The 22896-nt window shown below is 32.9% G+C and carries 21 protein-coding genes; 3 read left to right on the forward strand and 18 right to left on the reverse strand.

The window, feature by feature from the left end:
- Nucleotides 1–3 precede the first annotated feature (3 nt).
- Both CXF54_RS00875 and CXF54_RS00880 read left to right on the forward strand, forming a co-directional pair.
- On the forward strand, nucleotides 4–552 hold the full coding sequence (locus CXF54_RS00875; RefSeq protein WP_101202064.1) for a carboxymuconolactone decarboxylase family protein: 549 nt from the start codon (nucleotides 4–6) through the stop codon (nucleotides 550–552).
- Between the two features lie 29 nt (nucleotides 553–581).
- Nucleotides 582–971, forward strand: a complete 390-nt coding sequence (locus CXF54_RS00880; RefSeq protein WP_101202065.1) for a plastocyanin/azurin family copper-binding protein — start codon at nucleotides 582–584, stop codon at nucleotides 969–971.
- 4 nt (nucleotides 972–975) lie between these two features.
- Here the strand turns inward: CXF54_RS00880 and CXF54_RS00885 are convergent, their stop codons facing one another.
- From CXF54_RS00885 to CXF54_RS00940, 12 genes are all read right to left on the reverse strand, one after another.
- Nucleotides 976–1719, reverse strand: a complete 744-nt coding sequence (locus CXF54_RS00885; RefSeq protein WP_101202244.1) for a LytR/AlgR family response regulator transcription factor — start codon at nucleotides 1717–1719, stop codon at nucleotides 976–978.
- Nucleotides 1709–2527: a sensor histidine kinase gene (locus CXF54_RS00890; protein WP_101202066.1), complete on the reverse strand. Its 819-nt coding sequence runs from the start codon at nucleotides 2525–2527 to the stop codon at nucleotides 1709–1711. The genes CXF54_RS00885 and CXF54_RS00890 overlap by 11 nt, the downstream gene beginning before the upstream one ends.
- Nucleotides 2509–3099: a hypothetical protein gene (locus CXF54_RS00895; RefSeq protein WP_157823365.1), complete on the reverse strand. Its 591-nt coding sequence runs from the start codon at nucleotides 3097–3099 to the stop codon at nucleotides 2509–2511. The genes CXF54_RS00890 and CXF54_RS00895 overlap by 19 nt, the downstream gene beginning before the upstream one ends.
- Nucleotides 3100–3129: 30 nt before the next feature.
- Nucleotides 3130–3618 (reverse strand): hypothetical protein, encoded by a 489-nt coding sequence (locus tag CXF54_RS00900; protein ID WP_101202068.1) that lies wholly within the window; start codon nucleotides 3616–3618, stop codon nucleotides 3130–3132.
- A 71-nt stretch (nucleotides 3619–3689) separates the two neighbouring features.
- On the reverse strand, nucleotides 3690–4277 hold the full coding sequence (locus CXF54_RS00905) for a hypothetical protein (RefSeq protein WP_157823366.1): 588 nt from the start codon (nucleotides 4275–4277) through the stop codon (nucleotides 3690–3692).
- A 13-nt stretch (nucleotides 4278–4290) separates the two neighbouring features.
- Nucleotides 4291–4989, reverse strand: a complete 699-nt coding sequence (locus CXF54_RS00910; protein WP_101202070.1) for an OmpA family protein — start codon at nucleotides 4987–4989, stop codon at nucleotides 4291–4293.
- A 4-nt stretch (nucleotides 4990–4993) separates the two neighbouring features.
- Nucleotides 4994–5467: a lipocalin family protein gene (locus CXF54_RS00915; protein WP_090836666.1), complete on the reverse strand. Its 474-nt coding sequence runs from the start codon at nucleotides 5465–5467 to the stop codon at nucleotides 4994–4996.
- A 57-nt stretch (nucleotides 5468–5524) separates the two neighbouring features.
- The gene (locus CXF54_RS00920; RefSeq protein WP_101202071.1) at nucleotides 5525–6319 is read right to left on the reverse strand and encodes a hypothetical protein; all 795 of its coding nucleotides are present in this window, start codon (nucleotides 6317–6319) and stop codon (nucleotides 5525–5527) included.
- Between the two features lie 101 nt (nucleotides 6320–6420).
- Entirely contained in the window at nucleotides 6421–8187 is a 1767-nt protein-coding gene (locus tag CXF54_RS15910; protein ID WP_317044426.1) for an OmpA family protein, read from the reverse strand.
- A 253-nt stretch (nucleotides 8188–8440) separates the two neighbouring features.
- Nucleotides 8441–8824 (reverse strand): hypothetical protein, encoded by a 384-nt coding sequence (locus tag CXF54_RS00930; protein WP_090836674.1) that lies wholly within the window; start codon nucleotides 8822–8824, stop codon nucleotides 8441–8443.
- Nucleotides 8825–9114: 290 nt separating this feature from the next.
- On the reverse strand, nucleotides 9115–9996 hold the full coding sequence (locus CXF54_RS00935) for a DUF5689 domain-containing protein (RefSeq protein ID WP_101202072.1): 882 nt from the start codon (nucleotides 9994–9996) through the stop codon (nucleotides 9115–9117).
- Nucleotides 9997–9998: 2 nt separating this feature from the next.
- Nucleotides 9999–12890: a TonB-dependent receptor gene (locus tag CXF54_RS00940; protein WP_101202073.1), complete on the reverse strand. Its 2892-nt coding sequence runs from the start codon at nucleotides 12888–12890 to the stop codon at nucleotides 9999–10001.
- Nucleotides 12891–13029: 139 nt separating this feature from the next.
- On the opposite strand from CXF54_RS00940, the gene CXF54_RS00945 reads away from it, so the two are divergent.
- Nucleotides 13030–14109 carry an endonuclease gene (locus CXF54_RS00945; protein ID WP_101202074.1) on the forward strand — a complete coding sequence of 360 codons (1080 nt, stop codon included), beginning with the start codon at nucleotides 13030–13032 and terminating at the stop codon, nucleotides 14107–14109.
- A 46-nt stretch (nucleotides 14110–14155) separates the two neighbouring features.
- On the opposite strand, the gene CXF54_RS00950 is transcribed toward CXF54_RS00945, so the two are convergent.
- From CXF54_RS00950 to CXF54_RS00975, 6 genes are all read right to left on the reverse strand, one after another.
- Nucleotides 14156–14581, reverse strand: coding sequence for a hypothetical protein (locus tag CXF54_RS00950; protein WP_101202075.1), 426 nt, complete (start codon nucleotides 14579–14581; stop codon nucleotides 14156–14158).
- A 97-nt stretch (nucleotides 14582–14678) separates the two neighbouring features.
- Nucleotides 14679–16334 (reverse strand): choice-of-anchor J domain-containing protein, encoded by a 1656-nt coding sequence (locus CXF54_RS00955; RefSeq protein WP_101202076.1) that lies wholly within the window; start codon nucleotides 16332–16334, stop codon nucleotides 14679–14681.
- A 12-nt stretch (nucleotides 16335–16346) separates the two neighbouring features.
- A complete protein-coding gene (locus tag CXF54_RS00960; protein ID WP_090836681.1) occupies nucleotides 16347–18881 on the reverse strand; it encodes a TonB-dependent receptor in 2535 nt (844 codons plus the stop codon).
- Between the two features lie 166 nt (nucleotides 18882–19047).
- Nucleotides 19048–20691, reverse strand: a complete 1644-nt coding sequence (pgi, locus tag CXF54_RS00965) for a glucose-6-phosphate isomerase (protein WP_101202077.1) — start codon at nucleotides 20689–20691, stop codon at nucleotides 19048–19050.
- A complete protein-coding gene (locus CXF54_RS00970; RefSeq protein WP_101202078.1) occupies nucleotides 20691–22010 on the reverse strand; it encodes a M23 family metallopeptidase in 1320 nt (439 codons plus the stop codon). Before CXF54_RS00970 ends, pgi begins: the two co-directional genes overlap by 1 nt.
- Nucleotides 21968–22891 carry a tryptophan 2,3-dioxygenase family protein gene (locus CXF54_RS00975; RefSeq protein WP_101202079.1) on the reverse strand — a complete coding sequence of 308 codons (924 nt, stop codon included), beginning with the start codon at nucleotides 22889–22891 and terminating at the stop codon, nucleotides 21968–21970. Before CXF54_RS00975 ends, CXF54_RS00970 begins: the two co-directional genes overlap by 43 nt.
- Nucleotides 22892–22896 lie beyond the last annotated feature (5 nt).

Here is a 22896-nt window from a genome sequence, read left to right on the forward strand (position 1 = left end):
ATTATGACACCTATTAAAGCACTTAAAAGAGACGAAGTAAACGCAACCAATCAAGCTATTTTTGACCAATTAGAAAAAGCTGTAGGATTTGTACCAAATTTATATGCAACGTATGCTAATAGCGAAACCGCTTTAGAAAACTACTTGAATTTTGCAAATGCAAAAACCTCTTTAAAAGCTAAAGAAAAAGAAGTAGTAAACCTTGCTGTAAGTGAAGTAAACAGTTGCATTTACTGTTTATCTGCACACACTGCAATTGGTAAAATGAATGGTTTTACAGACGACCAAATTTTAGAATTAAGAGCAGGAAAAGCCTCTTTTGATACTAAATTTAATGCTTTAGCTGCTTTAGCCAAAAACATTACAGAAACCAGAGGAAAAACAGACGCTACAATTTTAAACAACTTTTTAGACGCTGGTTATAACCACGGAAACTTAATTGATGTTATTGCTTTAGTTGGTGATAAAACAATCTCTAACTACATCCATAATACAACACAAGTCCCTGTAGATTTTCCAGTAGCACAACCATTAGAAACAGTAATATCTTAATTAATTATAAACCTTAAAAATAAATAACAATGAAAAAATTAATCGCAACTTTAGTAATGACATTAACACTTTTAGTATCTGTTAATGCACAAGACAAAATGATGAAACATGATGCTGTAAAAACAGTAGCATTAGAGCAAACTACGGGTGAGTTTACTCAAAAAGGATTAACTATAAGTGAAGGGACTTATATTTTTGAAATAGCAAATAACGCGGTTGGAACAGATGTTGGATTTGTACTAATTAAAAAAGGTGCTGATGCTTCTAACCCAGAAAACCACATTAAAACTGCTTACGTGACTAGTGTTGTTAAGGATGGAGAAACGCAAACGTCTAGCGCAACAACATTAGCAAAAGGAGAATACACATACTTTTGTCCATTAAATAAAACACCACAGTACACATTAACTGTACAGTAATATATCAGCTTTTAAGCTGATCTAAAAATTCCTGTCTGCGATTACGCGAGACAGGAATTTTTGCATTTCCAGTCAAGATTACATAACCTTCATTCAAGTATTTTTCTATATAACTTAAGTTTATTAAATGTGATTTATGTACTAAATAAAAGTCGCTATGCTCTAATAATTTATTAAAATGCCCGATACTATTGGAGCTTAATAATGGCTTACCCTCTTTTAAATGAATTTTAGTATAACCCGCTTCGCCTTCGCAATGCACAATGTTTTCAATTTTAATAAACTCTAAGCCTTCCACAGACGGAATTATAATTTTCTTTTTTTGAAACGTTTGCACCCCTAAGTTTTCAATTAACTGCTTGTTTTTTTGAAGCGCAGATTTATCACCAATATTATTTTCGGCATTAGCCACAGCTTCTACCAGGTCTTTATTATCTACAGGCTTAACCAAGTAACCAATAGCGCAATGCTTTATAGCTTCAATAGCATAATTATCAAAAGCTGTTGCAAAAATGATTTCAAAATCAGGATTTTCAAATTGCTTTAATACATCAAACCCACTTAATTCTGGCATTGCAATATCTAAAAACACCAAGTCTGGTTTTAGGCTTTTAATTAACTCAATCCCTTCTTTTGGGCTTTGGCTTTCTGCTATTATTTGAACATTAGGACATAAACGTTGAAGCTTATTTTTTAAAATAGCTAACGCTTTACGCTCATCGTCTATTAATATGGTTTTAATGGTCATAATCATCTTCATTTAAGCCTTCCTTAAAAATCAAGGTGACTTTGGTTCCTGTTTTATCGGATGTATCTGCACGATCCTGAATTGTAAACGCGACATCCCAATGCTTACTATCCTTTAATAAAGTCAAACGCTCTTCTAACACAAAACTAGAATGTTCTGTATGCGTTTGTTTCTTTTTGGCATTCATAAGTTTAGACTTATTAATACCTATTCCATCATCTGTAATTTCAACTTTAAAACTATAATCATTGATACTCACAAAGTCAATACTAACTTCTCCTTTTCCTTTTTTATGAAAGATACCATGGTTAATGGCGTTTTCTACAATAGGTTGTAAAATCATTGGAGGCAAAAATAAATCTTGTGTATCCAATGCTTTATCTATATTTAATTGAAAGTCAAAATCGTCTTCAAAACGAAGCTTTTCTATATCTAAATAATTTTTTAAAAGCGAAATCTCATGCGCTACCGAAATGCGTTCTTTTCGAGAATACTCAAAAAATTGTCGCATTAATTTTGAAAATTTAGATAGGTAATCTTCACTTTTTTCAACTTCGTTTAGCTGAATATAATATTGAATTGCATTAAGCGAATTGTGTACAAAATGTGGATTCATTTGTGCTCTAAGCGCATTAAGTTCCAGCTCGTGCTGACGTTTTTGATTATTTAGTTTAGTTTCTAGTTGCTCTTGGATGAGTTTGTTTTTACGGTTATTGAATACTGAAAACAAATACACAATTGTAGAAGCAATTAGTATAGCAACTAAAACAAGTACTAATAAAACTATATTTAATTCGTCTTTAGACATAAAAAACTTTTTATTATACTGCCATATAAAATTACATTTAATAGACTAATGATTACTGTATACGAATCTGAATATGTTTCTAAATAAAACATTAATAATTGAATTGGTAAAAATCCGATATAAAAGATAAGTAAACCAGCTATAATCCAAAATGGTTGTGAGGATTTAAAATTAACAACCTCTTTTTTGTTTAAAAAGTTTTTAAAAAAAATGGCAGATGTAATAATTATTATAACAGTACCTGTTGTTAAAGGAATACTCCAAAGTTGATCTACAAACGACTCTCTAAACAAACTAAAAACTACACTTGCCACAAAGACTATCAGGAAGCTATTTATTACTTTTTTATTTTCAATAATAGTATTAAACCAAAACAAGTAAAAAAGAAACGAGGCAACTGTATAGATATTAAAAACAAAATAATTATTAATCTTTAATACTGGCCCCAAAATAGCAGCAAAAACCTCTGAAAACAATACGTAACATAAAAAATGCAAAAAATAACGTTGCTTACTATTTTTATAACTATCCCAATACCTAACTGCAAAAATCACTGTTACAGTTACTATCAAAAGCCTTATTATTATACCAATATTTGCCATTTAGTTACCACCTTCAAATTCTTTAGGAGGCATTCCTGCTGTACCATAGTTTAAAGACTTAATTTTATAAGAGTTATTATTCTCATCATCCCCTTGTCTTGTTGTTTCGCGATTAGTTGGCGTAAAAAACACTGTGTTTTTTAATTTTCCATCTGTTTTTTTTGCTCCAAAATACACTCTAATTCCTGGGTTTTCATATTCTAAATTAGCAGATTCTTCTTTTACAAAGTTTAAATAATTTTGAAGTGTTTCTAAATCAAACCAGATATCCCTGACATCTTGAGGCATAACACCATTATTTGATGCAATTATCTCTGGTAAATTTTGATACTTATTTTTATAATTTTCCTCCAAAGCATCTGCTTCTGTATTTGTTATTAGATCTGTGGGATCTCCAAATGCACACTCTTTATTATTACACTCCTGAAAGAGCAAAAAAGAAAGGACTAAAACAATAATTAGTAGTGATTTTGTTGTTAAATTCTTCATTTTATAGTTGGTTTTAATTAATAGCTAGATTACTAAGGTAGTATTTTAGTTAGTAACATATATTTTTTAACTTAATTTCCTTTTAGATGACAACTCATCCATCCACTTTTATTCTGTTTATGGAAAGAGACTGTTTTAGAAAACAATTCTGGTTTATCTTTTAAATTTGAGACTCTAACAAAATCTCTATCGTAAAATGGTGTTTCTACTTTTTTAAAATTAGCGACAACATCTGCTCTTACCTCGTTTTTGAATGTGATAGATTCAACATCTTGCACTTCACTATAAATTAGATTTACATAAACCGTATTATCTTTTTGTCTAATAATATATTTTTTATTTGCATCTAAAATATCAATATTATAGACTGTATTAATCCTTGTGCTGCTTGACATTTCTTGTTTTGTGGATGATATGGAATCTAACTTTATGACTCCTTTTTTTGCTAATTTTTTCAAATAATTTAATTCGGTTAAACTGGTACCTCCATTATGAAAAGTCATATTACCAACATACATTAGTTTTTCTACTTGGACAGGCCTGTCAGACTCACAAGCTTTTATCATTTCTAGCGCTAAGCTTTTTGTTAATCCGTTAGTTGCATCTTTACAAGACGACAACATTAGGACCATGAGTATTACTGCTGTTATATATTTCATTGTATCAAGTTATTTAATTATTTTGAGAATCAAGAATCATTTTTTGATTTGGCTTTATAGTGATATTAACACGTCTGTTTTTTGCACGCCCATAAGCGGTTGTATTATCAAAAACGGGTTGTGTTTCTCCAAACCAATTTGTTGAAATACGGTTAACATCAATACCTTTATCGTAATGTAAATAACTAGTTACGGACTGCGCTCTAAACTTGGATAACGTAAAATTAGAAGCAGCAGATCCCACATCATCAGTATGCCCTTCGACAAAAATATCTGTATCTGGATATTCTCTTAATACATTTACCAATTTGTCTAAATTTTGTTTTGAAGCAGTGTTTAAATATTTTTCTCCAGTTTCAAAATACACTCCACTATTTTCGTCAAATGTAATTAGTATTGCATCATCAATACGCTCTACTGTTGCACCTGGAATTTCTTGTTCAATCTTCTGTGCTTGTTTATCCATTTTATTACCAAGCAACACGCCTGCAACGCCACCTAAAACACCTCCAATAATTGCACCTTCTGTCCCTTTGCCACCACTCCCTATATTATTACCAAGTATCCCTCCAACTACAGCGCCTCCAGCTGCACCAATTACAGCGCCTTTTTGTTTGTTATTAGCATTTTTTGTTGCGTTGCAACTTGTAAAATTTATAGTTAACACAACTGCTATTATAAACATTATGCTTTTGTTTAGTATTGTTTTCATGATTTTATTGTTTTAAAAAATTCATATTTAGTGTAAATGGTTTTCCGTCAACATTAATTGTTTGTTGCCACTGCATGTTAGTATCTGACAATTGCGTTAATGACATCCTAAAACCGTGATTGGTCTGGCTTTTACCTTTATAGTTTGTAGGTTTTAGCAGAAAATTATAAAGTCCTGTCGTTTTATCAATCTCCTTTATAGTAAAAACAAAATATCTAGCTTGATCACCACAACTGGTATTACTTAAACTATAATTACCCGAATTATTATTGGGTACAAATTTCCAAACACTACCTTCAAAACAGTCTTGTGTGGCGTCATCCAACAACGCTATTTTATAGTTTCCTTTTTGATTATGTGTGACTTGACTAAGCACCCAATTTCCTTTTATTACTTTTTTTGATTGCCTTACCGTTTTACTACCACCACAAGACATGGCGAATAGCGTAAAAAGGCATAATGTTAAAATATTTTTCATTTTATTAGGATTTAAAACTCAAGACTAAAACCTATAATAGCCTTGAGTTTAGTTAAATTAGTTAGTACATCCATTACAAGCGTTACATACAATATCTCCAAAGACATTGTTGTCTACATAGTAATTTGCTGGCAAAGGGAAGCTATTAGTTGCAAAAAGCAACCCTCCTGTTTGTGTTGTTAAATCTGAATAGTTTTGTAAAATTGAAGCCCCTAATCCTTGATACGTTAAATAATTTGAGAATACAGTTACACTATTACTTTGAGCTCCTAAAATGGCATTAGCAGTAGATAAATCTTCATTAGCGGTATCTCCTCTTGGACTTGAACCATCCAACTCCTCGTCACTTATGTAAAAAATAGAACGACAAGCACCGTCTCTCCAATCAAAATAATTAGATAAATCGTCTACCGCATTGGCGCCTTGCTCTCCTAAAAATCCTGAAGGTGGTAAATCTGCAGCTAAAGGAAATGGAGCTCCTGGTAACGCATTTAAATAATCTCTATGCGAAGTCGTGAAATTTGTACTATTAAATGTACCATCAACGCCAAGATACATGACTCTTAAATCCGAGTCGCAATCTGCTAAAGCGGCATCAATACCTGCTTGAGCCTCATTACTAACTTGAGTTGCAAACGCACCCATAGAGCCACTTGTATCTATTAAAATTATTAAATCGACCATTGGTCTAGTGGCTGAGCCTCCACACGGATCATAAGTATTATACTCACAATCACTATCACCGCAAGCCATTGCTAATAGTAATATCATAGTTACTCCGACTGATTTTAATACTGCGAAAAACGCTGATTTCAAACCGTTGTTTTTCTTTTTTAAATATGTGTTTTTCATAATTTCTAATTTTTAAAATAAGTCAAGACCGTTTACTTTTTGTAAGCGTCACAGCCTTGACTTGGGATTGACTAATAGCCTCTTTTGTATTGTTAAGTGGTTTATAAACACACTACTTTAAATTCGGTTCTACGGTTAATGGTATGTTCATTTTCTTCGCACGTTACGCCATCTGCACAACGGTTAAGCAACTCTGATTCTCCAGCTCCACGAGCAATTAAACGCGCTCTAGAAACACCTTTAGACATTAGGTAGTCTACTGAAGATTGCGCTCGTTTTTGAGACAATTCTTGATTGTATTGATCGCTACCTCTAGAATCTGTATGAGATGACATTTCTACTTTTATTGTAGGATTATCTTGCATTAATTTTACAACATAATCTAAGTCTGGACGTGCAGCAGGAAGAATATCCCATTTACCTAAGTTGAAAATAATATTATCTAATTTTATAGCTTGACCACAAGGGTTAACACACATTTCAAAATCTATAAACAATGATTTATTTCTGTCCTCCCCATTTGTAGTCAACTCGACTTCATTAGAAAAATAACCGTCTTTATTTCCGTTTAAAGCATACGTTGATGCTTGTTTTAAATGAAAGATAAACTCACCTTTAACATCAGACAATGTGTTTTTTTGACCAGCATTTAATTTATCTCTTAGTTTTATATCCACACCTTGAATACCAACGGTAGTATTACACTCTACCACATTTCCTTTTAAGATGAAATTTAAATCGCCGTATTTAATAACCTTTTGTATGCTATTACCATCTTTCTTACAGGCCTTAAATTCGTCCTTAGAAATACTAGTTTCCTCTAAACTAATATTGTATAATTTTCCTTTTACAATTAAATCGTCCTCTGCAACATCATTAAAAACAACCACTCCATAAGTATTAGTAGTTCCTGATTGTACAATATTCCCGTTTAAATCTGCTAGTACAACATCTGTAAAAGGCAAGGTTTCGTTTGTAAATTTATCTCTAGCGGTTACTGTAACACCACACCCACAAGTTGCACAACATCTTGGCATATGATCTTCTCCACATACCTCGCAAACATCTACTTTTTCTTTTTTATTGAATTTAAAAGTCACACCTGCAAACAGTCCAACCGAAGATATATCACAATCACATGGCTCTGTTCTAGTTTGTGCGTTACTAAAATCGACCGTATTACTTGGTTGCCCATTTGCTAACGTTCCAGCAACAACAGGATTATATCCAGCAGACACTACTAAAGGTGTGTCAAAAAGTTCTGTTGCTCCAAAATGACGCATGTAATACGCACCAGCATTAATACCAAAATTATCATTTAAATAATATGTAAAACGAACTTGTCCTTTAAACGTAAACACACTAGACGCATCATAACCAGCATGGAAATTTAAAGGATAGGCAGGAGAAGGTGCAACACTTTGTAAATAGGTACGACCTCCTTTAATAGATGCTAATCCAAAACGAGTGTTAATCTCTGTCGTAAATCTTTTAGATTGACTTCTAAACTGAATATTTGGTCCTATACCGTAAAAAATTCTAGTTATCTTATTTTCGGTTAAGCTAAAATCTGAAATTGGTAAAGTCCCATCTGTTAAATTATCTGTTGGGTATGTGCTTTCTGGTTGATTCTTGATATAATCAAAATCAAACCCTAAACCAAACCAGTTCCAATAATAGTCTAAAGACAAGCCTAAATCTAGACCTCCTTTATAATCTATATAAGGGGTATTATTGTCATAACTTGGAAAGTCATAACCAATTCTTGGAGATAACTGAAAGTAATTAGTATCCTCCTGTTGTGCATTTGTTATAAATGCCGAAGCAAATACAAAAGCGATTAATAGAAATTTGAATAGATTTTTCATGATTTACATTTTTAAGTTTTAGTTATATACACTTACATAAAGAAGCGGTCTATTTTGTTACCCTTCCTTTTAAAATATGCAGTAATCAATTACTTAGGAGAATTAATATATACCCAAAGATGTACAAGAAAAGTCACACCAAATAGCAACAATAAACCAATAGACGTTTTGAGTCCATGAAGTGTCAACTACAATTGATAACAAAAAAAAGCCCGCTATAGTTAGCGGGCTTTTTTATGATAATAAAAAAATATTATAAACTTTGAAGTAGTATTACAGCTAGTACTAAACACACAAAAGGCAAACTTAACAACAGTGTTAAATTATGATCTTTCGCTTTACTTTTATTAAACTTAGCATTTAAAACCTTTCTAGTCTTACCATTATATTTTAGCCAGTTTTTAAAATGAATTGCAATAGCAGACAACACAAATAATGTCCAAGCTTTTTCGCTTGATATTGTGGACGCATTCATTTTAGTTAAAAAAGTAGCAATAAAAACACCTAGTAAAAAACACAATGTTATTTGTAAAGCCGAAAGATAAAACAAGGCTATAGTATTCGCTTTTTGCTTATAGCGTGTTTTAAAAGCTGTAAAAACCGTAAAAAAAAGCTGATCGAATGTATTAAGAGTCATAAATTATTAAAGTTGTTTCCTGAATGCACAAAAGTAACATATCCTACTATAGTATAAACCAGTATTTTTTTATCAGAAAAAAAAACTAAACCAATTAAACAAATAAGTAGTTAAAATTGAGAAGTATCGGTCTTCCAAAATATGCCGAAATATAACCTTTTATTGTGTGATGAACAGCATTTAAACAGTCCTGTTCTGTAAAAAAATTTAACAAATTACTATCCAAAATTCAAGTAGTACCCATAGTAAAAATCACATTATGCAACTATAAATCAATCAGATAAAACCATTTATAGACAAGGATCTGGATTATCAAATTGTATTGTTTCGGGCGAATTAATATAAATGGTGTAAAAATCGTCATAATAATCGCGAGTTAAAACACCATCAATTGTCCCGCCATCTGCAGGTAATAACAAACTTTTAAAGTCTGAAAATGTACTTGTGCTTAAAATAACTGAATGACCTAAACAATCTAACATGCTACGTTCTCCATTAAAACTATCACTATTTTCTGAAGCAAAAGTCTGACCAACTACAGCGTCATCAAACCTAATATTGCTTAATCTAATATATTGACTTTCTAATGCATTAGAAAAATCTTCAATAGTAACATCTTTGGCCACAATTGGAACGACTTGATTAGACCTAATTATATGTTCGGATACTTGCGTACTAGGTATTCTTGCTATTTGACCATCTTCTAATCGACCTAATTGGATTACACCATTACTTTTACCTACGGATAAACCATTGAGCTTAATAAATACTTTTCGACCAAACTCGTATTGCGTAAACATTGGGTTTTTATCCACTTGAATACTTATGGCGGCTGTAGGGTTTTCTGGTGTATCTTGTATAATAAGTTGCTTATAAAAATTCCCGCCTTCATCACTAGACACGACATAACCCATGGTATATTTTTCAGAAACAGCATCTCCCGACAATTCATAAGTAATAGGATCACCGAAACCTGTTCCATAATTTCCTAACACAGCATCTATAGTATTAAACTGTGCCTGATCATTTGGATACGTTTCAATACCGGAAAGACCTGTTGGAATTTCAAAATCATCATCTTGAACACAACCCAAAAACACAAATACACTTAGTATTACAAAAGTTATTTGATAAGGATTAATTAGTTTGTTAAGTGTTTTGTTTCTATTCATAATTAAAATCTTACGTAAATATTTAAATAATAAGTGGTTCCGTTTCCAAAAAAATAACGATTACCAAACACTGGTCCACCCGTATTTGTTTGTTCCGTTAGCTGACTTCTATAATCTACCCGTCTTGATTGTTCAAAACCACCACTTTTATATTCTTGATTAAACACGTTATTTATAGTCGCAAAAAAACCAGCAAAATAATCCCCTATTCGCCATGATTTACCACCAATTATATTAACTAACATATAAGCATCAAACTGTTCTTGTTGCAATAATTGCTTTGCAACATCAGGATTTACATTATTAATCTGACCACCATCTAAGACATACAAATTACCACCGGCTGTACCATCTTGAAACTGTGTATTGGTATATAATTCTGGATCGGTAACAAAAGCAACACTTCTTTTTAGTGCACTACTATTGACATAAGCATTAGAAAACTGATTAGCTGTAACTCCAATATTCCAATAATCAGGGTCACGATACTCAAACCCTAATTGAAAAGCCCGTTCTGGTCCACCCGAAATATGCACGTTTTTAAGATTAGTTGTTCCGTCTCCAAACACTGCACGTCCCACACCAAACTCTTGACTATAAAAAGTGATATTTGGGTTGTTATTGTAAGTATACTGCCCAACTGATGCAGCGCCTTTTAATTTTATTGTTGGTGTAACCTGAGCTTCTATACCTAGTTCTGCTCCAAAACGTTGCGTATCTATACCGGTAATTGCTTCTTGCACTAAATTATTACCCACACCTTCACTGTAATAAAAACCTGTTTCTGTTCCTTCTTGAATTGTAGAATAAAACCCCGTTAGTCGTGCTTTAACAATGGGTGATCTAAAAATATAACTTGCATCCAGACTGGCAATAATTTCGCTATCAACATCATCAATAAGCATATTTGATTGTCTAGAATTAGCAAACGTATTTCTAATATTTGGTGCTTTAGTCATATATACACCATTAAAATCTAATACGTGAAGCCCAGAAATTTTATAAGTAGCGCCCGCTTTTACACCTATATTTATAAACTGAACTTTTTCGCTCTTTCCAAAAGAGTTCCCCACAAAATATCCATTTTCAAACAAGCCTTCCCTTTGATATCCTGTTTGCGAAACATTACCGGCTAAATAAAAATCAATCTTATTATATTTAAAGACAGACTGGACAAAAGCACTGACAACATTAGCATTAATAATATAATTATACTTATAGCGCTCGCCTTGATTGACAATTCTATTTGGATTTCTTACATCAGATTGTGCTGTGGTTAATGTACCGTCAATAGACTCTGTAGTTTCATCAGAAAAGAAATCGACATCTAAATAACCCGTACCACCCAACATATCTGATAAGACAGCAAAGTTTTCGCTTTTTAATTTTCTATAATTGATTGCTGCATTTACTCTGATATTATTATTAAGCTCTGTATCAAAAAGAATATTAGCCATTAATTGTTTATCATCTATTCTATCTTCCTGAATAGCATAAATAGCATTATAACCTTGATTAGCAGCATCTACATTGGCAGTATAAAGTGCGTCCCAATTAAACTGTCCATCCGCTTCAAATGCTTCTTCTGCAATATAAGCTTGCTCAAAATTATAGGCAGTTGGTCCGCCATCTACATTTAAGTAATAGCTTGGCAGATTTTGATAATATGTTGGATCTGTATTACGCGCTCCTCCAAGATAACTATCTTGACCTTGAAATGTCACAAGACGTGTCCCGCCATTATCAACTCTAGTATTTCCTGAAGACCCAAATTGATATCCAATATTTGTATTAATAAGTGCTTTTTCTGTGACCTTCCAAAAGTGGTTTAACATGACTATAGGTTCTTCACTTTTACGAATTCTAGAGTTCCGAATCTTACCATTCTGATTGCCCCAAAACGGATTATACTGTCGTCCTTTTAAATTAAAAATTTCGTCCGTTAGAGCCGTACCTTTTCCTCTTCTGTTTTGAGCATAAATAGCCATTAAGTTAAGACTATGCTTCTCATTTATTTGTTTTTCGGCAGAAGCCGTAAAAGAATTAGCGTCATACAATGTCCCGTCCACATAGCCTTCGTTTCCAAATCTTCTAGACACTAAAACGCTATAGGCCCAATTATTTTCCATTAATCCAGAACTATAACTAAGCATCATACGACCTTGATAACTTCGATTTGCCGATGCTAGAGACAAGCGTCCACCTTTACGGTATTTGGAAGCCCTCATAACTATATTGTTTGTTCCCGCTAAGTCTCCAAAACTATAGTCGTTAGCACTAATACCCATTGAAAATTCTTGATTACGTTGTAGATCATTAATCCCGCCCCAATTACTCCATTGTGGCCTACCTGTATTTTGTTTATTTAACTCTAACCCATTTATTAAAACTTTACCATTAGCACTACCTAGACCTCTTGGTCTAAAAAAAGTAGCACTAAAATCATAAGCAGCTGCACTTAAAAAAGCATCTTTAGAAGACTGTAACAATCCAGATATATTACTTGTTAATCCATCGGCTTCGCTATTTAATTCATCATCAGAAATAGAAATAACAAACACATCTGTTTTATTAATAGTTTTAAATGTTAAAGTCATATCCTGTATGTCTATTGTTTTTCCTTGACTTACAATTATTGGATAATACTTAGTAGCATAATTTAGTTTTTCAATTTTTAACATCTGCTCTCCTAATGGTACATTTTTATCGAATAGAAACTGTCCAAAAGCATCTGTTTTTGAAGATAAACCAGAGTCTTGAATAGAGACAATTACTTCTAGAATGGGTTGATTGGTTATGGCATCATTTACACTTCCTTTTACAATGGTTTCTTGTCCAACAAGGCTAAACACAGTATTTAATTGGACTAAGAGAATCAATAAAAATCTTTTCATAAATTACATTAAAATTGAATCCTTGATATTATGCTAAATATTGATTTTTAAGGACTTAGTATTTTGTGTTATATTTAATAAATATATAGAATTGAAATTCATTCTACAAATAACAACGTAAAATACAACCCTTTAAAGCATGATGCATTTAAAATACAGACTGATAATCCTATTATTGATAGTGTCTGTAAACGGAATTAGTCAAGAGCAAAAAAACTACCGTATACATACCATCGCATTTTATAATCTTGAAAATTTATTTGACACCATCAACGATCCAACAAAGTATGACGAAGCAAGCCCAATGATGGAAATAAAAGCAAATCGTTCTAAGATTTATAAGAAAAAAATACGCAATATGGCACGTGTTTTATCTGACATTGGAAGTAGTGTAACACATAACAGCCCTGCACTAATTGGAATTTGTGAAATTGAAAATGTTACGGTAATCGAAGATTTAGTAAACGACCCCATACTTATGGAAAAAGATTATGGCATAGTTCATTTTGATGGCCCTGATAACAGAAGTATAGATGTTGGCTTATTATATCAAAAATCGTTATTTCAAGTCGTCTCTAAAAGTACGCACACCTTAAAAATATATGATAGTGATACACATGAACGTCAAAATACAAGAGACCAATTATTGGTTACAGGAACATTGGAAGGAGAGACCATACATATAATAGTCAACCATTGGCCTTCTAGACGCGGTGGAGAAGCCAAAAGCAGACCTAAACGTGTATCTGCTGCCAAGCTTAACAAACGCTTAATAGACAGCTTACAATCGATAAATCCCTATGCTAAAATAGTGACGATGGGAGATTTAAATGATAACCCAACAAATAAAAGTGTCAAAACCATTTTAAAAGCGAAAAGCAAAAAAGAGAACGTGCCCTTTAAAGGTATTTACAATCCTTTTATAGACCTTTTTAAAAAATCAGGATTAGGTACGACTGCCTATAGAGATTCATGGAGTCTATTTGACCAAATCATGGTTACTAAACCCTTTTTGGAAAAAGACTACTCCAGTTGGATGTATTACAAGTCTGGCATTTTTAACGAAAACTACTTGGTGACTAATAAAGGACGTTACGAGGGATATCCTTTTAGAAGTTTTGCCGATGGTGGATTTACAAATGGTTTTAGCGACCACTTTCCCGTCTATATGTATTTGATAAAAGAAGCTGAAGACAACAGTTCTAAAACAAAACAATAAATGACACACATAAAAAAAGCGACCAATTGGTCGCTTTTTTTAATTTCTATAAGTTAAACCATGCATTCCATGGTAATTTTGCTAGTACTAAAACTAATGCTAAGGTATAAAATATAGCGATAGGCTTTATTTTTCCTGCTGAAGTTAATTTCTTTTTATGTTTAGAGTAACCAATTGTAATAAAGGCTACAGCTAATAGCATAGCAATAGGATGCTCTACAGCGTTAGATCTCAATGCTGAGTTACTCATAACTTCTTTTATGGTACTTTCTCCAAAATAATCTTGTGTAAACCACAAAACGATACCAATTAGTAACTGTATGTGCGATACTATTAACGTAAATAAAGCAATACGAAAATCTATAGGCTCATATTCCTTTTTACCAAAATGCTTAATTAAAGCATTTACAGTTGCTATTACCATCATTAAAAATACTAGATAAGCCCAATACGAGTGCAACATTTTAATCATAAGTCTTGTTTTATTAGTTATACCACAAATGTAGTAATTATTAAGCATAAAAAAACCGCTTCTTTTCAGAAGCGGTTTTAATATTATTTAATAATGCTTAGTTATTATCAACCCAAACACCACCTTCTTTAATTAATTTAAACTCTTCAATACCACTACTTCCGTCATATATAGCGAAAGATAACACGTACTTCTGACCGTCCTCTGCACCAGGTGCAAGACTATTATCTAAAAGACTAGCAAATGCAGTTGCTAACATTTCATCACTCCAGTATGCATCATTTGATGGTCTTCTATCAAAATTAGAATACTGAGCCACACTTGCAGTTGGTGCTTCAAAACCAGATACTGCAGCAAAAGTAGAAGTAATATAATCGTAATCTGAACCATCTAAATCATGACGAATAGTGTTGTCTGGTACCCAAACTCCGTTATCATATCCAAACTGTAAAGACGACTCTATTGTAGACTCATGCGCATTCCACATACCATCTGTAAATGTGTATAAGTTACCTCTTCTTTGTGCTCCTGTAGAACTAGAGAAGTAATCGTAGATTACAAATAATTCTTGATCTTCTTGACCAAAAGGGAAATTTAACTCTAAAAACGTTGGTAAGTAATTGTCTGGAGATGTTGAGCTACTAAAGTTGTTGTACTGTCCTGGTTGTCCAGAAGCAGTACCCATAGAGTCATAATCAGCAGAAGTTAAATAATAAATATCTTCTACTGCTTCCCAGCTTCCACCTGTATACATAAAGTACTCTCCTTTAGAATCTGTTGCTCCTGTAGCACCTAAAGTCTTAATAGACATGTCAGCAATTCTCCAACGAGATGCATCACTATCTGTAGACTCATATTTAAACGCTACGTTAATTTCTTGACCATCATAAGCAGAAAAGTCATAATCTTCAGAAGAAGCCATATCTCCTGTTGCAGGACTAGCTAAAGTAATTTCATCCCATGTTGCAGTTAATACATCACCAGCATAATCTGTAGATACTAAAATTTTAACTAATGACGCGTCAGTAGCAAAATCAAGTTCTTGAGTAATTTGAAACTTAAGGTTATCCTCACCGTCTAAATCAATAGCTGGAGATACTAACCATTCGATATTTGCAATTTGAGTTCCGAAGTATCCGTTACCTCTAATATTTCCAGTTTCAGTAGTCCAAACTACATCATTTCCAAATTCTTCTTGACTAACCCAACCTTCAAAACTTCCAGCAAAGTTATACTCTACTAAACTAGCTAAACCTACAACAGGTACTTCTGTATACTGCTTGTATTTAGCTAAAACAATTTGTCCTTCTGTTGGCGTTGCAATTTGCGCATCCAATACATCAGGAATTTGAGAAGTAGCATCTACATTTGGATAAAATCCAAAAGCGTCACTTCCTGTCGTTGCGTAATCTGAATTTGTAAAAGAATACACATCAGAACTAGTAAAATCACTTACTCCTTCTGCGTTACCAATGTAAAGGTTATAGTTTACTAAAACTGAAGACCCCTGCCCATATAATGGATAGACATCAGATAATAAAGCTGGCACTAATTCTTTAACTTGTAATTCTGAATCAAAACTTCCGAATCCTAATTCTAATGCAGAATAGTCTTCATCTGTAACTGTGTACTCAAAAGATCCAACATTAGGATCCTGAGGTAATGCATCAATTTCATTATTGATGTCTTCTAGTGGATTACAACCAGTAAAGACTGTAGCCACAACAACTAATAAATAAATTACTTTTTTCATTTTTCTTTTTTTTTAAAAATTAAGTTTCATTCCAACACTAAACGTTCTTCCGAAACCGTAATATACACTTGAAGAGGCAGCATCTCCACCATCTTGTGCATCTGCAATATATTCTGTATCAAATACGTTGTTCATTCTTGCAGTTAAAGTAGCATCTAAGCTACCAAACTTAAATCCATGTCTAATAGCTGTATCAAAGATACCGTAAGAAGGCACTTTCCATGCTTCTGGTCCAACTGTACCTCTATCACTAGGGTCAAATTCTGCATATAGATCAGCAAAATAATTGTAGTCAATAGTAAATGTAGTTTCTGGAGAAAACTTGTATACTGTACCTATAGCAAACGTTGTTTGAGCAGCATCACCTACATGTAAATCTTCAATTATAAGATCTACTGTATCCACTAACTCATTAGCTTCGTTAAAAATTTGAACATTTTCAACATTGTTTTGCCATCTCCAGTCTCCTATAGAAGCCATACCTGTAACTGTTAAGTTATCAGTAGCCTTATATTTTAAATCTAATTCAACACCTTGATGCACTGCGTTTACTCCTAAAATATTTGCAAAAGCAATAGATTCATCCTGTAATTGGAATCTAGCAACTTCCGTTCTATCTTTCCAAGTTGTGTGGTATACGTTTATGTTAGCAGATAACTTTTCGCTTCTGTAACCATATCCTAATTCGAAACTAGTAATTTTTTGGTTTTCTGCATCATCATTTACATCCACGTTGTTTCTGTTAGCAAAAACTGCGCTAAAAAATGGAGCTCTTTCGATGTAACCTAAGTTAGCAAACACGTTATGGTTTGTATCGATATTGTAGTTAGCTCCTCCTTTTACACCATACGCAAAAAAGTTGTAAGCATCAGTTTCTTGTAAATCATCACTATCTAAATATAAGAAACGATCTACTCTTCTGTAACCTGTAGTTGATCCAGAAACAGATAAAAATGTTGATAATTTATCTTTAGAATACTCTGCTTGTGCAAAAGTACCTAACCAGCTTACTTTACCGTCATTGTCATAAAAAATTCTATCTCCAACTTGCGCTTGATTATTTGGGTTATTAACATTTGCATTATCTGCAGCATATTGTCCTCCTAATAAATCTGTTACTTCTGTAAAGTGAATCCCTTTATAACTTCTAAAATCAACACCTCCTAATAAAACGATGTCTTCAGTTAAATCTGTCTTTAATGTCGTTAAAACACCAAACCATTTGTGGTCGTTTCTAGATGCTCTTAAAAAAGACTCAGAACCGTTAACTCCTGCAGCTTCATTTTCTGCTACAATCTTATCAAAATCGATAGTACCTAAAGTTCCAATTCTATAATCGTCATTGTTGATAGAAAACTTACTTCCATCACCACCGGTTCCACCTCCACCACCAGATCCGAAAGATGCATAAGCAGCAGTAGATAAAGAAGTGTTATCAGAAATATTCCAATAGTGGTTTAAAGAAATTTGAGGTTTGTGGTAAAAGTTATCTTCTTGAGATGTTACTTGACCATCTTTATAACCCCAATCAGAGTTAAATTTTCTTCCTCTTTCACTTGCTCTGTAAGTCGCAATTGAGTGACGGTTTTGTCTTTGACCGTGACGTTGTTTTGCACCAAATGCAGTAAAAGAGATTTTATGATCGTCATTAATTTCTTTAGATAAGTTTAAGAAATAAGAGATTGCATTAAAATCTGTACCATCTACGTATCCATCACCATCTGTTTTAGACGCAGATACTGTTGCAGCAAATCCTTTATCAGAAACTCCTGTAGAATATGTTACACCAAATTTTTGAAATCCGTCATTACCTAAAGTTGTATATACATTACCTCCTGCTTCAACATCTGTTGTTTTAGAAATAATATTAATTGTTCCTCCAATAGAAGGTACCGCTACTTTAGAAGCTCCAAGACCTCTTTGCACTTGCATAGAACTTGTTACATCTCCTAATCCAGCCCAGTTTGACCAGTATACCTGACCATTTTCCATATCATTTACTGGTACTCCGTTAATCATAACAGCAACGTTCTCTGAACTAAAACCACGTAAGTTAATACGTCCGTCTCCGTATCCACCACCACTTTTAGTAGCGTAAACTCCAGGAGTTGATTTTAACACCTCAGGAAATTCTTGAGTTCCTAATTTTAATTCGATGTCCTTCGCTCTAATTGTAGATACAGCTACTGGTGTTTTTCTATCAACTGCTACAGAAGCAATAATAGAAACTTCCTGTAAGTTAAACTCACTTGGTTGTAAAACAACCTCACCTAAGTTTTTGTTTCCACTAATTTCAAACTCTTGGTCTAAGAAACCAACATAAGATAAAACTACAGTAGTTTTGCTTGATTTAGTTGTTAATGAGAATTTTCCGTCAAAATCGGAAGATGTTCCATTAGATGTTCCTGATTCAATAATGTTAACTCCTAATAAAGGCGTTTTTGTCTCAGAGTCTACTACTGTTCCAGTAACAGTACTTTGAGCCATTGTAAATGCAGAAAACATTAATGCCACTGCAAAAAACATAACTTTAATTGTGTTTTTCATTGTAATTAATTAAGATTTGTTAGTTTCAAATTTGTGCAAAAATACGACTAATTCTAATTGTTATATTAACTTAACGTTAACAAATGCACAAAAACGAAATTACATAAAATATTCCAAATCTCAATTAACTGTTAATCAAAACAATAAAAAAAATTATTAACATAAATTATCTTAATTTCTTGTATAATTCTAATAAATTTAAGGTGGAAGCATCATGATTAGCAAAACTAGAATTATCAAATTCTTTTAAAATCTTATTGGCTAATTGCTTCCCTAACTCGACTCCAAATTGATCATAACTGTAGATATTCCAAACAATCCCCTGTACAAATATCTTATGCTCGTACATCGCGATTAATTTTCCTAAGCTCTCTGGAGTCAGTTTTTTTATGAAGATTGTATTTGTAGGTTTATTCCCCTCAAATACTTTAAAAGGTGTTAATTCTTTAATTTTTTCTGCTGAAGCATTTTGACTTTTTAATTCAGCCTCAACGTCTTCTTTAGTTTTACCGTTTAACAACGCTTCGGTTTGTGCAAAGTAATTAGACATCAATTTATCTTGATGATCATGATTACCATATAGTGATTGCGCAAAACCAATAAAATCTGCAGGTATTAATTTTGTTCCTTGATGAATTAATTGAAAAAAGGCATGCTGAGAATTGGTTCCAGGCTCTCCCCAAATTAATGTTCCTGTTTGGTAATTTACTGACACACCATTACGGTCTACACTTTTACCATTACTTTCCATTATACCTTGCTGCAAATAGGTTGCAAACTGAGTCAAATATTGTGTATACGGAATAACAGCTTCACTTTCTGCTTTAAAAAAGTTGTTATACCAAACACTTAATAGTGCTAAAACAACTGGGATATTTTGATCCAAATCCGCCGTTTTAAAATGGGTATCCATTTTATTGGCACCTTCTAAAAGCGAATCAAAATGCTTGTAACCTACAGATAAACTAATAGTTAGTCCAACTGCACTCCATAATGAAAAACGACCACCAACCCAATTCCACATCGGGAAGATGTTATTTTCGTTTATCCCAAAGTCTTTTACTTTTTCAATATTAGTAGATACAGCTACAAAATGCTTAGCCACATCTTCTTGCTTAGCCTGTTTTAAAAACCAAGTTCTAATAGTATTGGCATTTGACAAGGTCTCCTGTGTTGTAAATGTTTTTGAAACGATTACAAACAATGTTGTTTCAGGATTTAATGTTTTTAAAACCTCATTAACATGGTCACCATCTACATTGCTTACAAAATGAGTGGTTAAATGATTTTTATAATACTGAAGGGACTCAACTACCATAGCTGGTCCTAAATCACTACCACCAATCCCGATGTTTACTACATCAGTAAATGGCTTATTTGTGTATCCTTTTAATTGTCCCGTTATAACTTGATTAGAAAACGTTTCAATTTTTTGTTTAACCGCTATAACTTCTGGCATTACATTTTTACCATCTACTATAATAGTATCTGTTGCTTTTGCACGTAAAGCCGTATGTAAAACTTCTCTTCCTTCCGTTTTATTGATGATTTCTCCAGAGAACTGTGCCTGAATAGCCTCTTTTAACTTAACCTCTTCCGCTAATTCTAAAAGCAAAGACATGGTCTCAGAAGTGATTCTGTTTTTTGAATAATCTACATAAAAATCGTCCCAATTAATAGTCATTTGATTTGCTCTTTCTGTATCCTGAGCAAACAAATGTTTCATCTCTAAACTTTTTACAGTTTTAAAATGAGCTTCTAAATTTTTCCAAGCTTTTGTACTTGTTGGGTTGATTGAAGGTAGTGCCATTAGTTAGTGTATGTAATTGTGTTTTCTGAAATAGTTTGAATATCTAAAATCTGATCTTCTTCGATAGGAGAAATAAACTCTATCCCATCCAATTGTGTTTTCAACGGTTTTATAAACTTTAAATATTCAGTTTTTAAGCTATCCGAAATAGGTTCTGCTTCCGGTAATTTTTGTTTAAAAGGATCTACTTGTTTTCCATTTTTCCAAAAACGATAACAAACATGAGGTCCTGAGGTATTACCTGTCATACCCACATACCCAATAACATCTCCTTGTTTTACAAAGTCACCCACTTTAGATTTACGCTTACTCATGTGTAAGTATTGCGTTGTATAAGTTGAGTTATGTTTAACTTTTACATAATTACCATTTCCACCACGCTTAGCAGACTCGATAACCGTACCATTTGCTGTTGCACGGATTGGTGTTCCAACGCTTGCTGCAAAATCAGTTCCTTTATGGGGACGCACTCGGTTTCCATAAAGTGCAATTCTTCGATTTAAATTAAATCTTGATGAAATACGCTTATATTCTACGGGTGCTTTTAAAAATGCACGACGTAAGTTTTTCGCATCTTCAGAAAAATAATCTTTTAATCCTTTTATAGTATCTGTTTCAAACTCGAAAGCATAAAAAGGCTCGTTGTTATGCAAAAAATAGGCTGCTTTAATATTATCGATTCCTGCATAGATAGTGTCATCAATATATTTTTCGGTGTAAACCACTTTAAACTTATCATTTTTCTGAAGTCTAGAAAAATCGATAGTCCAAGCGTAGATATCCGACATTTTATAAGCTAACAACACACTTTTACCTTGCTTTGCAAAAGACTCAGAAATATTAGACTCTATAATACCAGACACTTCTTTTTCTACATATTTTATGGGCTTTGTACTTGAATATGCGTGAATAGAATCTTGGAAGTTTATAACAACATAATCCGTTTTTGTAGGTTGGTAAATAAAACATTTTGGCTGCTGTAGCGAATCGTTAGAACACAACAAAGTATAAGGCTTACCAACTTGCAAGCGTCTGATATCAAAACTATCCTTTGTTTTTTCTGCGATTTGAAAAATCTTAGAGTAATCTATTTGATTACGCTGTAGAATTTCGCCAAAACTATCTCCTTTTTTGATAGTGTCACGTTTTACAATATAATCATCTAGTTTAAAACCAAATTCATAAAGCTCTTGTGGCTCAATAACCTCAACGCTTTCTACTGGTGTTTTATCTTCTTCTTTACAACTAACAATTGCTAATGTAAACGCTAAAAGCACTAGACATTTTTGCCCCAATCTTGCAACTCTTGTTTGCTCCATAGGTCTGGAAAAAATATTCGTCTTTGATACTTTGGATGCATGTATTTTACCCATTCACTTCCTCCTGTTGCTTCAGCTGTTTTACCACCAATATTTAAATAGTGATTAGCTGTGTTATAATGTGCCATTACCCACGTAATATTTACTGTGTAATCGTAATGACGCATTGCTTTGATTAAATCCTTGTCTTCTCTAACCTCTATTGGTAAACTTTTAAAGATAGTCCACAAATTATGTGTGTTATAGAATTCTGCAAATCTAATAAATTCGTCTTTGTATTTAGCTTCAAAAACTGTTAATGTATAGCTTTTTTTGCCCGTTTTGTAGTCCTTTCCTGCCGCTTGCCAATATAAATGCTCAAAAGCGTGCTCAAAAGAAGTGTCTCTATCAATAGTTTCTCTAAACCTATTGTCAATTAAATTGATCAACTCAGTTGAAGCAAACTCTATTTTACGGTATTGCGCTGACTGAAAACCACTTGCAGGCGTTAAAGTGTTTCTAAACTTATTGTATTGCTCCACATCCATACCATCTTTCATTACTGTAAATGATGACGTTAAAACATCAAAATAACGACTGATACGCATGATTTTTGTTTCAAAAAAAGAAGCGGTTATAGCATCTGCCTTAGCGACTTGCTCTATTTCCCACAAGATCATTTTAAACAACAACTCATTTACTTGATGGTACATTAAAAACACCATCTCGTCTGGTAACGTTGTACGTTGCACTTGTAAATTTAAAAGCGCATCGGTTTGTATGTAGTCCCAATAATCAATTGGTTTACTATGCAATAAACCTTCTAAATGGGTATTTAGATTTTGGCCTAATCCATCGTACTTTTCTTCTAATTGCTTGATTAAATTCTGGTCTACGCTCATTATAA

The organism is Olleya sp. 1-3 (assembly GCF_002836085.1).
Lineage (GTDB): Bacteria > Bacteroidota > Bacteroidia > Flavobacteriales > Flavobacteriaceae > Olleya > Olleya namhaensis.